The organism is Gemmatimonadota bacterium (assembly GCA_009838645.1).
Taxonomy (GTDB): domain Bacteria; phylum JAAXHH01; class JAAXHH01; order JAAXHH01; family JAAXHH01; genus JAAXHH01.
Genome location: VXRC01000035.1, coordinates 53,037 through 66,110 on the forward strand (window position 1 = coordinate 53,037; position 13,074 = coordinate 66,110).

Sequence of the window (13,074 nt, forward strand, 5' to 3'; positions counted from 1 at the left end):
ACCGGACCTTTAAGGTTACGGTTCGGACACTCGATGATCTACGACACGATACCCAGGATGTCCTCTTCCCGCATCATGAGGTATTCGGAATCATCCAGATTGACTTCCGTGCCGGAGTATTTGCCAAAGAGGATCTTGTCGCCGACCTTGACTTCCAGCGACACGCGGTCGCCGTTGTCGCCGACGCGCCCCGGACCGGCCGCCACGACCTCGCCCTGCTGCGGCTTTTCCTTGGCCGTATCGGGAATGATGATACCGCCGCGCTGTACCTCTTCTTCCTCGAGGCGCTTGACCAGGACCCGGTCGCCCAAAGGTTGTACGTTCATTGCTTCCTGCTCCTTTCACTGGTGATAAGAACGCTGATTTTGAAATCAGCACGTTTTGAAATCAGCAACATAGTGAACGATTATCTCGTCCGCTTACTTACATGCAATTACCGTGCCACCATGGATTAGACCGCTCGCCATTCCAAAAAACAAAATCTTAATTGTTTGTTATTTGTAGAGTTATATACATTGTAGCGAAAAGCCGAGTGGTACCGCCCCGCCGCCAAGTCTTCTGCCAATTTGTCACATGTGCCGTATAGTGCCAAAATGGCATTGTCAAAATAACATAACAGGCCATTTTAGTCATGCCTTACTGGCGTGTCAAGGGCATTCGCAATTCTGATTGTCTCCGTATGAAACGCTGAACCGATCCCTTCTACCAAAAAACCCCGCTCCGAAAAGCGGGGTTTGGGACCAAACGATTGTTGGATTTGAGGTCTTAGATACTACCTGGGTTTGGAGGGTGGTTTCAGGGCGCTACCCACATTGGGAGGTTTCGGATTCGCTGGTTTGTTAGGGTTAGGTTTCGGTCTGAATCCCCTTGTTTCTATGTTCCTGCGGGTTGGTCCATACCCTTTTTCCGGAGGTTGGGATACTTTATTCAATTGACTCCTCCTCTTCCTCAATCGGGATGAATTCTACTGAAGATACCTCCCCACTCGAAAGGAAAACACCACGACCCTGGGGAATCCAGTTATTCTGGTTATCAATTTCGTAAACTTCAGATATGTAGATATCCTGGTTTTCTATATCTGACGAAGCGAAACAATCAGAATCAAGCATCCCTCCAAACTGAACACCGTTTTTTAATGTAATCAGTACAAACTGTTCAACGGTCTCAGAAAAACACCATTCCCATGCTGTCGGAGTAGGTTGAATAGGGTTCAGTTTAAATAAACTCAGAATCCTGTAAACGTAACCCTTTGTTGCTACCCAACCGGAAATCAACCCGACTAGAATCGGGACAATAACGACACAGATTAACGCTTTGAATTCGTCAACCGATGTGATGAGAAAGTGTGCTTCCGTAAAATTCAATATCAACATCCCCAGTGGGAAAATCAATACCAATAAAACCAACCAGTAAACCGTCGAGACAGTCAGATAGGAAAGAAATCCTGCGGGGTACGGAAGGATGCTCCCTTTGACAAACTGTGACCTCACAAAAACAATGATAACCCCTGGTACTACTGCAGCTATGAACAGAACAAGCGTGGAACTCGGAACAGGACCATGCCACTTTTCAATTAAATCGTTGAAAATCGATTCCACTATGACCTCTTTGTAGTCAGTCTCCACTACTGATTGAGCCACGTTGTTCCCTACCGATAGACAACATCGGGTATGTCATATAAGTAATCAGTTGTTTTTTGGGCATGAGTTCTCGTATGTGGACTCGTTTTCTTTCCAATGCATCAGTAGAAGACTATTTTCATTCCAAGATCGAAAACATAAGTTTGTATCCACTTCCCTCCCCGCCAAGCTTACGGAATTCACAGGAGCTTTTCCATGCCCGTAGTGCCCTTCGACCAGCTCAACAGCCTGAGCCGCGCGGTCTTCGAGGCGACCGGCATCCCGGCTGAAGACGCCCATATCCTCGCCGATCACCTGACGACCAGCAACCTGCTCGGGCACGATTCACACGGCGTGTGGTTCATGCCCCGCTACGTCCCGTCCCTGAAGTCGGACTATAAGCCCTGGGAGGACCATATCGTGATGGCGGACCGGCCCGGATTCGCGCAGATAGACGGGAACGGCGCCAACGGCATCGTGGCGGTGACGAAGGCCCTGGCCCTGGCGGTGGAAAAAGCGCGCAGCGCCACGATCGGCATGATCGCCCTGCGGAACGTCTCCCACATCGGCCGGCTGGGGGACTTCCCCCCGCGGATCGCCGAACAGGGCATGATCGGCATGGTGGGCCTCAACGGCGGCGGCGAATTCGTGGCGCCCTACGGCAGTGCAGACCGGCGCCTGCGACCCGAGCCCATTGCCTTCGCCGTGCCCCGGGAAAAGGGGCCGCCCCTCATGCTGGACATGACGCTCAGCGTGGTCGCGGGCGGCAAGGTAGAACAGAAGATCGAGCGCGGCGAGCCCATGCCGGACGGGTGGCTGATCGACCAGCAGGGCCGCTACGTGAACGACGGCAGCCGGTATCACGCCGAGCCGGACCAGGTGGCCGTGCTGCCCCTGGGCGGCCTGCAGTTCGGCCACAAGGGACACGGCCTGGCCATGATGATCGAGATGATTATCGGTCCCCTGTCGAACGCAGGTTGCACGGGCGGCAAGGGCGGCGGCGGGATCCTGATCGCCGCATTGGATATCGAAGCCTTCATGGACCCGGCCGATTACAAGGCGGAAATCGAAGCCCACGTGGCCTACGTGGGTTCGGCGAAACCCCTACCGGGATTCGAGAAGGTTTACGCCCCCGGCGAGATCGAGGAGGACGTCCGGCAGCAGCGGCTTGCCGAGGGCATCTACATCCCGGACAAGACCTGGAACACGATCTCGGAAACCGCGGCCGAGCTTGGCGTGGAAATGCCGACTGTATAGCGCGCAATCCGTGCGTCGCACCGCAGAAACAGGAGAACCCTATGCCCGACAGACCGGTACGCGTAGCCGTCTACGGAACCGGCCGGTTCGCCCAGGCCACCCACCTGCCCAACCTGAGCCGGATCGACGGCGTCGAGATCGCGGCGCTGTGCGATATCAACGAAGACGCGCTGCGCGAAGCGGCTGCCCAGTTCGGGGTCGCCCGCACCTACACGGACGCCCACGCGATGCTGGAGGCCGAAGACCTCGATGCCCTCTGGTCCATCGTGCCGGCCTTCGCCCGCACCGACGTGGAAATCGCCGCGGCCGAACGCGGCATCCAGCTCTTCAGCGAGAAACCCCAGGCCATCGACATGGCTCTGGCGAAGTGGATCGACGCGGCCGTGCGGAAGGGCGGCGTCATCAGCACGGTGGGCTTCCGGGAACGGTACCGGCCCATCTTCCAGGAAGCCCGGCGGCTGCTCCGGGACAAGCGCGTTGTGCACGTCCGCTTCCAGCAGATCTCGCATAACCCGAAACCGGCCGCCGCTCCCCCCACCGCATGGTCGCACCAGGTGGAGAAGGGCGGCGTCCGCTTCTTCGACTGGGGCGTGCACGCCACGGACTACACCCGGTTCATGACGGGGCAGGACGTCCTCAAGGCCCAGGCATTCCTGTACCATCCGGAGGAATACCATACGCCGCTCTCATCGTCCTTTCATTATCAATTGTCGGAAGGCGCCACGGCGACGCTGACCTTCATCGAATCCGATCCGACCGGCCCGGGCGAAGAGCCCTATTTCAAGATCTATTTCGACGGCGGGAGGCTGGGTGTCTTCGGTTATGAACGGATAGAGGTGAATGACGAGGTCGTCTACGAAGCCAATCCCTTCGACCCGTGGTTGGCCCAGGACCAGGCCTTCGTCGAGGCGGTCCGGTCAGGAGACCCGGGGATTCTTCAAAGCGACTACCACGACGGGCTTAGATCACTCGCGCCGATCCTGGCCGGATGGGATTCGGCACGCCGGGAAGGGGACCTCGTGGACGTGGAGCGGTTTATCGAGGAGGCGTGATCCAGGCGTGCAATCCAAGCGGTGCATTCCAGGCGGTGCAATCCAGGCGGTGCAATACATCCAGGGCGCTACATCCGGGAGACGACCATGTACCACAAAAACAAGTGTTGCTACGTTCTGGCTGCCCTGCTGATCGTTATGGGATGCGGCAGCCCGAAGGAAAATCTCACCCATCTGCTTGTTGCCGGCGAGCGACTCGGCGTCGTGATGGAGAGCGAACGGATCGTTTCACTCAATTCGAAGGAGAATGAACCGGTCGTATGGACATTGAACCGGTTCGGCGGGGTGATCGAATCGTGGGATGCGGAGGGTTTGACCGTCGTCGTGGATGACGTCGACGTGCCGGAAGGCCTGCTCGATACATTTTCATCCGATCGCAACCGGCTCGTGGTCGAAATCACGCAGGCTGGAGGCAGGGACGGAAACCTCGGCGTATCCTTCGAGCCCATCGGCGATTCGGGTTCCGGTGTAGTCGTCCGGATATCCGATGATCTGGTGGAAGAGGGCTTGAGGCAGACCGAAGATGGACTGGAATTGAGGATTTAGCGGGCGCAGGTATCCGACTGCTGGGTGCATTGTTTGGCCACCGTCCTGTTTGTGATCCAACTGAGAGTAAGGCCGGGTTAGTCCGCGTGAATCCGACGTTTACGCGAGTACCATAATACGGTACGTTGAAACTGGGATGTATCTTCGCAGTAATAGGTATAACGACAAAGGACAACCAGGATGGCGACTTCGATACGACTGACACCTGAAGATGAAAAACGGCTTGAATCATTAGTATCCAGAACGGGCGGCACCAAGGATTTCTACTTGCGTGAAATCATCGAGCGTGGCCTCGAAGACCTGGAAGACTACTTCGTTGCCGCGGACGTACTGAATCGCCTCAGAAGTGGGACGGACAAAACCTATACTGCTTCCGAAGCGAGAAAAAAACTTGCCCTGGACGATTGAGTACACAGAAACCGCCCTTAACGATCTACGTTAACTCGACAAGCAGAAGATACAGCGCATCGTCAATTACTTAGACAAACGCGCTGAAGGCCCTGGTGATCCACGAAACACTGGAAGGGCACTAGTTGGTCCGTTGGGTAAACTGTGGCGATATCGGATCGGAGATTCACGTGTGATCTGCGACATACAGACCGGAGCATTGCGCGTTTTGGTCATACGAGTTGGCAGACGTGATTAAATTTACCGTTGATGACAGTACAACAGGAAGTCAATTGGAGTTTCCTTGGTGAATCTCTATTTCACCAACTCCTCCCAGAATCCCTCTAGTACCTGCCATTTTGACTCCGAGTCTATCCTTTCGTCCATTCCGTCAACCAGTAGGGGCAATCGCGTTCCCAGTTCTGCCGGCAGGAAGTTAAACGAAGGGATATCGCGATTCATCCACTTGGGTACGCTCAGAAACCGCCCGTTTCGTATGTACAGCGCGATCAACAAATCGTTCGCGGCCTGGTTGGCCAGGCAGTAGAGATGGATCCGGTCGTCGGCATCCTGTGCCTTTTGCCACTGGTCCCGGAACAGGGGCAGCCGATGCTGTGCTTCCGCAGTAACTGACCTCACCAGTTCATCGGGCAGGCGCCCGAGTACCGCCTTCCACTCCTTCAGCCGCCCATCCGGATCGACCAGCGGGTGGCAGTTCTGCAACTCCTCGGCGAGAATCCGCTGCTCGGGCGGCATTGGAAACTCCGCCAGCATATCCTCTACGGTCTGCATGGACCAGTAACGGATGTGGATCATTGCCCCGTCAAGCACCACGCTGTCGCATGCCGGCTCTATCAGAGGATCGCGGCGTATTTTCAGCCAGGCAGTGATCAACCGGCGGCGGTCGGCCTCCCGGGGAATGCCCGGTCCGAAAACGAGCAGGTCGATATCCGACTGGCGGTCGGCATAACCTCTTCCCAGGGATCCACCCAGCGCAACGACGCTCGCTCCCTCGAGAAGCCTGATCCTTTCCGCTGTTTCGGCGGCAAGGGCGTACAGCTCACCAGGATCCCGGGACTGATCGGGCTTGAAGGACCCATTCTCGATATCCTGGTCCAATGAATCCTGTTCGCCACCGAATTCGTTCAACAATTTCAGGATATCCCGCATCAGCCGGGACGCGGCCGCCCACACCTTTTCAGGTACTCGTTCGGTCGCGAGCGTCCAGAGGGCATCGCCGGCGTTTTCCGGTGCTCTGGACAACCCGTTCAGCCGGTTTCGCGCGCCTTCGAGCCGCGACGGATAATACATGGTCTCCGGCAGGCCGTTCATCCCGTAGAGCACGGTGGCGGTCTGGTGGATCATCAGGTAGAGGGCGTGGCGGAAACGGACGTGATCGCCGCGATCTATCAGGTTAGTCGGGGGAAGCCGCAACCACCATCCGAGTTGGTTCGCCGCTTCTTTCAGGTGGGTCGACATGAGATGCGTCCAGGCACGTTTGTTGGGCCAGATATGGACCAGTCAACGGGGAGCGAGTGAAGAGTCGCCGGGGAGCGGGAGAAGTGTTACTGTGGCGCGGGAGAAGGCATGATCAGCGTGGGGTCCTGCTGCATGTCGGGCAGGGCGGGTACCGGTTTCCGCTGGTCTTCGGGGATCAGCGTCCGGGCCACGGCGATTTCGTCGCAATGGGTGAAACGGGCGCAGTTGGTACAGTCCTTCCAGACCTTGTGCGGCAGGGTATCGCGGTCGACCACCTCGAAACCGTGACGGCCGAAGAAGCTGGTCTCGTAGGTCAGGGCGAATACCCGGGCGACGCCCAGTTCCTCGGCCTCTACGATCAGCTCGTCGACGATGCGCCCGCCGATTCCGCCGCCCTGGCATCCTCTCCGGACGGCCAGCGACCGCACCTCCGCCAGGTCGTGCCAGATGATGACGAGCGATCCGCACCCGATCACCTGTCCGTCGCGTTCGGCGACGACGAAATACCGGATCTGCTCGAAGAGGCGGTAAACCGACACCGGGAGGAGGATGTCCTCGTCGATGTAAGGCTGGAGGATCTCCATGATCTCGGGAACGTCCCCGATCACGGCCGGGCGGATGACGATGTCGCTACCGTTCGATGCCGGCGACCCGGTTGTGTCCGCTTTATTCATGATCGCTCTGCTCCAATGCATCCTGCGCCAGGATCTCGCGGGCCTGTTCCAGCTGGTTAACCGCGCGCCAGGATCTCTCGGGCCTGTTCCAGTTGGCGCAGCACGGCTTCCTTTCCGGTGCCGCCGGGAAGGGCGCGCTTGTCGGCGCTGTCGTCGAACCTGAGCCCGGCGATCACGGCTTCGTCGAAATGTTCCGAATACTGACGGTACAGCTCGAGCGGCAGGTTGCGCAGGCTGCAGCCTCGGTTCATGGCCTCGTCCACGAGCGCGGCCACGATGCCGTGTCCTTCGCGGAACGGCACGCCGCACCGGGTCAGGTAGTCCGCCAGGTCCGTGGAAAGCATGGCGTCGTCCATGTTTTTTTCAACCCGATCGCCTCTTACCTCCAGCGTCTCCCAGATCGCCGTGAAGACCGTCAGCGCGACGATCACCGTGTCGATGGCGTCGAAAAGCGGTTCCTTTTCATCCTGCATGTCCTTGTTGTACGTGTGGGGCAGGCCCTTGAGTATGGTGACGAGGGTGACCAGGCTGCCCACGACGCGGCCGGTCTTGCCCCTCAGCAGTTCGGCGGCGTCCGGGTTCTTCTTCTGCGGCATAATGCTGCTGCCCGTGGCCAGCCGGGGATGCTGCGTGACGTACCCGAATTCCGTGGACGACCAGATGACCAGGTCCTCGCAGGCCCGGCTGATGCGGATCATCAGTGTCGTGCAGGCGGCGAGGAACTCGACGTTGTAATCGCGGTCGCTCACCGCGTCGATGCTGTTGGGCGAGATGCCGTCGAAACCCAGTTCATCGGCCAGGAACGCGCGGTCGATCGGGAAGGCGCTGCCCGCCATCGCCCCGGCGCCGAGGGGCATGACGTTGATCCGCTTCCGGCAGTCCGCCAGACGCTCCCGGTCCCGCTGGAGCCCGAACAAGAGCGAAAGGGCGTAGTGGGCGAACCGGATCGGCTGCGCCTGCTGCAGGTGGGTATACCCGGGGAAGACGACATCCACCGTGCGTTCGGCCAGCCCCAGCAGCGCTGCCTGGCATTCCCGGATCCGCCCGGAGACGTCGTCCACCACCTCGCGGAGATACAGTCGCTCGTCCGTGGCGTTCTGGTCGTTGCGGCTCCGGCCCGTGTGCAGTTTTCCGCCCACGGGACCCACTTTCTCGATCAGGCGTTTCTCCACGGCCATGTGGATGTCTTCCAGATCCCGGGTCAGCGCATAGGCGCCGCTTTCGATCTCGCCTTCGATCTCGCCCAGTGCCTTTTCGATTACGCGGCCCTCGTCGGCGGTGAGCACGCCAATGCGCAACAGCCCGCGGGCATAGGCGATGCTACCCCGGATATCCACGCGGAAAAGGCGGCGGTCCGCGTCGATGGACGCGTGGAAATCATCCATGAGTCGATTGAGTGCTTCGTCCCGGCTTTCGGTCATGATGCTCCATTCATGTTAAAACGGTCACTTTGCGCGTGCAGCTGACTGCGGCGCAGGTAGATCATCATCCTGCACGGTCAGCTTACCATGCGGGCTCCTCACCGCGCGTCCAGCACAACGCCGATGATCCCGAGCGCCTCGTCCACGTGCCGCTGATCGATCACCAGGGGCGGCGCACAGCGGAGCACGTTGTCCCCGGCCGTTCCCACGATCAGGCCCTTGTCCCGGCACGCGCTTACGAGGTCGCCTACCTTGTCTTCGAATTCCACGCCGATCAACAGGCCCGCGCCCCGGACCTCCTTGATGTCCTTGTGAGTTTCAGCGAGGGCATTCAGTCCGGCGGTCAGTTTGCCGCCCATTTCCAGGGCCCGGTCCGCCAGACCCTCGTCGATCATCTTGCTGACGACGGCGTGGGCCACGTGACAGGCCACCGGGTTCGCCCCGAAGGTGGAACCGTGCATGCCCGGCTTGAGGACTTCGGCGATGTGGGATTTCATCATGACGGCGCCGATGGGCAGGCCGCCGGCCAGCGGCTTGGCCAGGGTCATGACGTCCGGTTCGATGCCGTGGTGCTGGTAGGCGAAGAGCTTGCCCGTGCGGCACAGGCCGCACTGGATCTCGTCGAAGATCAGGGCGACTTTGCGTTCGTCGCACATCTTGCGCAGATGCCGCAGGAATTCCACGTGCGCCGGGTTCACGCCGCCCTCGCCCTGGACGGGCTCCACCATCACGGCCGCGGTCCGTTCCGCCGATATCGCCTCTTCGAGGGGCTCGATCTCGTTCAGGGGCAGGTAGACCATCCCCGGAAGCATGGGCTTGAACCCCTCGTGGTACTTGGGCTGGGCCGTGGCGCTGACGGCGCCGTAGGTCCGTCCGTGAAAGGCGTTCTCGAAGGTCACGATCTCGTGCTTGGCCTCGCCGCCCGCTTCGGACGCCCACCGGCGCGTAAACTTCAGGGCCGCTTCGATGGACTCCGATCCGCTGTTGCAGAAGAAGATCCTTGCCGGGAAGGCGTTGTCCACCAGCAGCTTCGCGAGCCTCACGTGGGGTTCCGTGTGGTACAGGTTGGAGATGTGCATCAACTTCGCGGCCTGCTGCGCCACGGCGCCGATGATCTCCGGCACCCCGTGGCCCAGGGAGTTCACCGCGATGCCGCCGAGGAAATCGAGATACCGCCTGCCCTCGAGGTCGTAGACGTAAGCGCCGCTGCCCCGGTCGAACACGACGGGCGGACGCACGTAGGTCGGCGCGATGTACTGTTCCTCCAGGGCGATGATCTCTTCGGTATTCATGCTTTTTCCTTTCTTCCAGTGGTTGCTGCCGACTGCTTCACCTCGGCCGGTAGCGACACGGTGCTATCCGTTAGCAAAACGGCGCTAACCGGTCGTCACTACCGTTCCGAAAACACTTTCTTCCGACGCCAGTTCCTTCCGCAGCGTTCCGGCCCCCCGCCACGCGATGATGCGGGCGCGGAGGACGCCATAGGACAGGCACTCGAGGGCGGAGCGGACCTTGGGAATCATCCCGCCCGTGATTTCTCCCGCTTCGATCAGGGCATCGGCCAGTTCGGGAGTCAACTTGCGAACGGGCCGGCCGTCGGACCGGTGGATGCCGGCCACGTCCGATATGAACACGACGTCGTCGCAGGCCACGGCCCGGGCGATGTCCAGCGCGGCGTGGTCCGCGTTGACGTTGTAGGTCTCCCCGTTGACGCCCCCCGAAATGGGGGAGACGACGGGCGTGACGTGGTTCGACGCGCAGAGATCGAAGAGGGCGGTATTCACCTCGACGATCTCTCCCACGAAGCCGATGTCCACGCCGTCCTCCCGGTACTTCTCAGCCCGCAGCAGGCCCATGTCCTTCCCGCTTACGCCGAGCGCATTCACGCCGCTGTGCTGGAAGCGCGAGACCAGTTCCTTGTTGACCTTGCCCGACAGGACCATCTCCACGATTTCGACCATGTCGCCGTCCGTGACCCGGAGTCCGTTCACGAAGGTGAACTCCTTGCCGAGCAACTCCAGATAACGGCCGATCTCCGCACCGCCGCCGTGGACGATGATCGGGAAAACGTCCGGCAGGTCCCGAAGGTCGGCGGCCAGTTCCTCGATCACGCCGTCCTGCTCGATCGTCGCGCCGCCGAGTTTTACCACGATGTTTTGTGCCATACTAGATCAGCCCCGTCGTTTCGTCCAGGCCACTCATGACGTTCACGTTCTGCAGCGCCTGGCCGGCAGCGCCCTTGACCAGGTTGTCGATGGCGGACGTGACGATGGCCAGGTCCGATCCGTCGACGCGGTCGATCCGCAGGTCGCAGTAGTTCGTCCAGGTCACGAAACGGGTCTCGGGATAGCCGGAATGCGACAGCCGGATGAAGGGCTCCCCTTCATAGCGCCGCTCGTACAGGGCCCCCAGGTCACCATGGGTCGCGCCGTTCTTCACACGTACGTAGGTCGTCGCCAGGATGCCCCGGCTCATGGGCGTCAGGTGAGGCGAAAAAACCACGTAGGGCCGCGCATCGGAGAACCTGGACAGTTCCTGCTCGATTTCCCCCACGTGGCGATGCGAGTGACCGATGTTGTACGGTGTGATGCTGTCGTTCACCTCCACGTAGAGATTGCGCAGCTTCAGGCCCCGGCCAGCGCCGCTGACGCCCGACTTGGCGTCCACGATGATCTGCCCGGCGTCGATCACGCCCTCTTCGAGCAGCGGGGCCAGGCCGAGGATCACGCCGGTGGGATAGCAGCCGGGGTTGCCCACGAGATCGGCCGACCGTATGCGGTCCCGGTTCAGTTCGGGTATCCCGTAGACCGCGGAATCGAGGAGCGACGGGGCGGTGTGCGGGCGACTGTACCAGGACGTGTAAACCTCCGGATCGTCGAACCTGAAATCGGAACTGACGTCCACGACGCGCACGCCCCGGTCCAGGAAGGCGCCGACCCGGTCCATGGCCACCCCGTCCGGCGTGCAGAAACAGACCACGTCGGCGGGTTCGTCCGCAATGTCGTCCAGGGATCTCAGCGTGACGTCCCTATCCGGATCGACCCGGGGAAAGACCTCGCCGAGGTGTTGGCCGGTGTACTGTTCGGACGTGGCGAAAACGATCTCGATGCCGGAATGCCGCGACGCAAGCCGGTACAACTCCATGCCCGTGTATCCCGTCGCGCCGATGATGCCCAGTCTGATCATGTGCCTTCCCTCTTCTGCTTCACCGCTTCTGCTTCATAATGGCCTTGACGCGCCGCAGTGTTTTTGCGGCCTGCGCGGTCGACTTGGTAATCAGCAGAATCGTGTTCTCGCCCGCGACACTGCCCACGATCTCCGGCCATTCCGCCTGGTCGATCGCCTCGCACACTCCCGACGCATGGCCGGCGGAGGTCTGCAGGACGACCTGGTTCATCGCGTCGTCCGCACTGACGACGAAATCCCGGATCTCCCGCTCGACCAGTTCGTCCTGGGTCTCCACCGAGTAGTAACGCGGCAGCACATACTTGTACTGCCCGTCCGCGAGACGCGTCTTGATGACGTGCAGTTCCTTGAAATCCTTGGACAGCGTGCCCTGGTTGACGTCGATCCCTTCCGTGTGCAGGGCCGCGATCACCTCCTTGTGCGTATGGAAGTGTCCCCGTTCGATGAGTGATCGTATGGTGCCCTGGCGCTGGTGCTTGGCGTTCATGATTGATTGAAGAATATTTATATTTAATTGAGAATTATTATTCCATTCTTGCACGGACGCAATATAGGCAGGATTAGAAGTTCGTCAAGAAAAAACATCGCCTATCGACCAATTATGTATTGGAGCGGTTCAAATCCAGGTTGACAAACCAGCAAGAGGTTGTTATTTTAGGTATGAGATCACGAGTACGTATTTCGTATGGAGAAAATATGAAAATCTCAGAACGCGGACAGATAACCATACCTAAACGGCTGAGAGACCGTTTCGGAATGCATCATGATGTAGAAGTAGTCATTACGCCTACGGAGAAGGGATTGCTGATCCAGAAGCGAGCATCATCCCAACACCCGGTGGATCGCGTCTACGGCATTTTGGGCACTGGTGGGAATACAGACGAATACATCGAAGAGATCCGGGGAAGATGATCACTGCTGTCGACACAAACATCCTGTTGGACGTGTTTCATTCAGACAGCTTTTATGGATCGCAGTCCAGAGAAGCAATGCGTGAAGCCTTTGACAGAGGCGGAATACTCGTTTGCGACTTGGTTTACGCGGAGCTCGTACCGACTTTCAAGGACCGGGACACCCTGGATGGCGCCTTGCGAGAGTTAGGAGCGAGATCGTCCCCCATCGATACGGAAATTGCTTTCGAAGCGGGGTTGCGCTGGATGCGGTACCGGCAGGCGGGGGGACCCAGGGATCGGATCATCACAGACTTCCTCATCGGCGCTCACGCAATGGTTTCCGCAGACGCCTTTCTTACCAGAGATCGCGGTTTTTACGAGACCTATTTCCCGGAATTGAGTAAGAATTGACGTTTGGCATATACCTAGTCAGATACCGCACTACCCCGGCCCCTCCCACCCCGGCCTTCTGAACTTGCCCGACCTGCCGCCGTCCTTCTCCACCAGCAGGATGGAGGCGATCACCATGGTCCGGTCCACGGCCTTGCACATGTCGTAGA

17 protein-coding genes are annotated in these 13,074 nt (G+C 59.4%); 7 read left to right on the forward strand and 10 right to left on the reverse strand.

Translation table 11 applies throughout. The annotated features are described in order from the left end of the window. Nucleotides 1-38: 38 nt before the first annotated feature. Together F4Y38_10100 and F4Y38_10105 are read right to left on the reverse strand one after the other, a co-directional pair. Complete coding sequence (locus F4Y38_10100; protein ID MXY49624.1) at nucleotides 39-326, reverse strand: co-chaperone GroES; 288 nt, start codon at nucleotides 324-326, stop codon at nucleotides 39-41. A 597-nt stretch (nucleotides 327-923) separates the two neighbouring features. After that, on the reverse strand, nucleotides 924-1,640 hold the full coding sequence (locus tag F4Y38_10105) for a hypothetical protein (protein ID MXY49625.1): 717 nt from the start codon (nucleotides 1,638-1,640) through the stop codon (nucleotides 924-926). 195 nt (nucleotides 1,641-1,835) lie between these two features. Here F4Y38_10105 and F4Y38_10110 point away from each other — a divergent pair, with 195 nt between their 5' ends. From F4Y38_10110 to F4Y38_10130, 5 genes are all read left to right on the forward strand, one after another. Then, nucleotides 1,836-2,876 carry an Ldh family oxidoreductase gene (locus F4Y38_10110; protein MXY49626.1) on the forward strand — a complete coding sequence of 347 codons (1,041 nt, stop codon included), beginning with the start codon at nucleotides 1,836-1,838 and terminating at the stop codon, nucleotides 2,874-2,876. 41 nt (nucleotides 2,877-2,917) lie between these two features. Continuing rightward, nucleotides 2,918-3,928, forward strand: a complete 1,011-nt coding sequence (locus F4Y38_10115; GenBank protein MXY49627.1) for a Gfo/Idh/MocA family oxidoreductase — start codon at nucleotides 2,918-2,920, stop codon at nucleotides 3,926-3,928. 87 nt (nucleotides 3,929-4,015) lie between these two features. Continuing rightward, nucleotides 4,016-4,474, forward strand: a complete 459-nt coding sequence (locus F4Y38_10120) for a hypothetical protein (protein MXY49628.1) — start codon at nucleotides 4,016-4,018, stop codon at nucleotides 4,472-4,474. 180 nt (nucleotides 4,475-4,654) lie between these two features. Further along, nucleotides 4,655-4,882 (forward strand): CopG family transcriptional regulator, encoded by a 228-nt coding sequence (locus F4Y38_10125; protein MXY49629.1) that lies wholly within the window; start codon nucleotides 4,655-4,657, stop codon nucleotides 4,880-4,882. A 49-nt stretch (nucleotides 4,883-4,931) separates the two neighbouring features. Then, nucleotides 4,932-5,120: a type II toxin-antitoxin system RelE/ParE family toxin gene (locus F4Y38_10130; GenBank protein MXY49630.1), complete on the forward strand. Its 189-nt coding sequence runs from the start codon at nucleotides 4,932-4,934 to the stop codon at nucleotides 5,118-5,120. Nucleotides 5,121-5,176: 56 nt separating this feature from the next. Here the strand turns inward: F4Y38_10130 and F4Y38_10135 are convergent, their stop codons facing one another. The 7 genes from F4Y38_10135 to F4Y38_10165 form a co-directional block, all read right to left on the reverse strand. Beyond that, complete coding sequence (locus F4Y38_10135; GenBank protein ID MXY49631.1) at nucleotides 5,177-6,340, reverse strand: nucleotidyltransferase domain-containing protein; 1,164 nt, start codon at nucleotides 6,338-6,340, stop codon at nucleotides 5,177-5,179. A gap of 86 nt (nucleotides 6,341-6,426) precedes the next feature. Continuing rightward, complete coding sequence (locus F4Y38_10140; protein ID MXY49632.1) at nucleotides 6,427-7,035, reverse strand: N-acetyltransferase; 609 nt, start codon at nucleotides 7,033-7,035, stop codon at nucleotides 6,427-6,429. A 35-nt stretch (nucleotides 7,036-7,070) separates the two neighbouring features. Then, nucleotides 7,071-8,435 carry an argininosuccinate lyase gene (gene argH, locus F4Y38_10145; GenBank protein MXY49633.1) on the reverse strand — a complete coding sequence of 455 codons (1,365 nt, stop codon included), beginning with the start codon at nucleotides 8,433-8,435 and terminating at the stop codon, nucleotides 7,071-7,073. Between the two features lie 98 nt (nucleotides 8,436-8,533). Next, the gene (locus tag F4Y38_10150) at nucleotides 8,534-9,727 is read right to left on the reverse strand and encodes an aspartate aminotransferase family protein (GenBank protein MXY49634.1); all 1,194 of its coding nucleotides are present in this window, start codon (nucleotides 9,725-9,727) and stop codon (nucleotides 8,534-8,536) included. 84 nt (nucleotides 9,728-9,811) lie between these two features. Next, nucleotides 9,812-10,600, reverse strand: a complete 789-nt coding sequence (argB, locus tag F4Y38_10155; GenBank protein MXY49635.1) for an acetylglutamate kinase — start codon at nucleotides 10,598-10,600, stop codon at nucleotides 9,812-9,814. Between the two features lies 1 nt (nucleotide 10,601). After that, on the reverse strand, nucleotides 10,602-11,621 hold the full coding sequence (locus F4Y38_10160; protein ID MXY49636.1) for an N-acetyl-gamma-glutamyl-phosphate reductase: 1,020 nt from the start codon (nucleotides 11,619-11,621) through the stop codon (nucleotides 10,602-10,604). 19 nt (nucleotides 11,622-11,640) lie between these two features. Next, nucleotides 11,641-12,108: a hypothetical protein gene (locus tag F4Y38_10165; protein MXY49637.1), complete on the reverse strand. Its 468-nt coding sequence runs from the start codon at nucleotides 12,106-12,108 to the stop codon at nucleotides 11,641-11,643. 140 nt (nucleotides 12,109-12,248) lie between these two features. On the opposite strand from F4Y38_10165, the gene F4Y38_10170 reads away from it, so the two are divergent. Both F4Y38_10170 and F4Y38_10175 read left to right on the forward strand, forming a co-directional pair. Continuing rightward, complete coding sequence (locus F4Y38_10170) at nucleotides 12,249-12,533, forward strand: AbrB/MazE/SpoVT family DNA-binding domain-containing protein (GenBank protein ID MXY49638.1); 285 nt, start codon at nucleotides 12,249-12,251, stop codon at nucleotides 12,531-12,533. Further along, nucleotides 12,530-12,925: a type II toxin-antitoxin system VapC family toxin gene (locus F4Y38_10175; GenBank protein MXY49639.1), complete on the forward strand. Its 396-nt coding sequence runs from the start codon at nucleotides 12,530-12,532 to the stop codon at nucleotides 12,923-12,925. The genes F4Y38_10170 and F4Y38_10175 overlap by 4 nt, the downstream gene beginning before the upstream one ends. 30 nt (nucleotides 12,926-12,955) lie before the next feature. On the opposite strand, the gene moaC is transcribed toward F4Y38_10175, so the two are convergent. After that, nucleotides 12,956-13,074, reverse strand: a 119-nt coding sequence (moaC, locus tag F4Y38_10180) for a cyclic pyranopterin monophosphate synthase MoaC (protein MXY49640.1), incomplete at its 5' end; no start/stop codon positions are given.

Coding starts and splice junctions, on each gene's coding strand:
- F4Y38_10100 (MXY49624.1), bottom strand. CDS start 326: ATGAACGTACAACCTTTGGGCGACCGGGTCCTGGTCAAGCGCCTCGAG.
- F4Y38_10110 (MXY49626.1), top strand. CDS start 1,836: ATGCCCGTAGTGCCCTTCGACCAGCTCAACAGCCTGAGCCGCGCGGTC.
- F4Y38_10115 (MXY49627.1), top strand. CDS start 2,918: ATGCCCGACAGACCGGTACGCGTAGCCGTCTACGGAACCGGCCGGTTC.
- F4Y38_10120 (MXY49628.1), top strand. CDS start 4,016: ATGTACCACAAAAACAAGTGTTGCTACGTTCTGGCTGCCCTGCTGATC.
- F4Y38_10125 (MXY49629.1), top strand. CDS start 4,655: ATGGCGACTTCGATACGACTGACACCTGAAGATGAAAAACGGCTTGAA.
- F4Y38_10135 (MXY49631.1), bottom strand. CDS start 6,340: ATGTCGACCCACCTGAAAGAAGCGGCGAACCAACTCGGATGGTGGTTG.
- F4Y38_10140 (MXY49632.1), bottom strand. CDS start 7,035: ATGCATTGGAGCAGAGCGATCATGAATAAAGCGGACACAACCGGGTCG.
- argH (MXY49633.1), bottom strand. CDS start 8,435: ATGACCGAAAGCCGGGACGAAGCACTCAATCGACTCATGGATGATTTC.
- F4Y38_10150 (MXY49634.1), bottom strand. CDS start 9,727: ATGAATACCGAAGAGATCATCGCCCTGGAGGAACAGTACATCGCGCCG.
- argB (MXY49635.1), bottom strand. CDS start 10,600: ATGGCACAAAACATCGTGGTAAAACTCGGCGGCGCGACGATCGAGCAG.
- F4Y38_10160 (MXY49636.1), bottom strand. CDS start 11,621: ATGATCAGACTGGGCATCATCGGCGCGACGGGATACACGGGCATGGAG.
- F4Y38_10165 (MXY49637.1), bottom strand. CDS start 12,108: ATGAACGCCAAGCACCAGCGCCAGGGCACCATACGATCACTCATCGAA.
- F4Y38_10175 (MXY49639.1), top strand. CDS start 12,530: ATGATCACTGCTGTCGACACAAACATCCTGTTGGACGTGTTTCATTCA.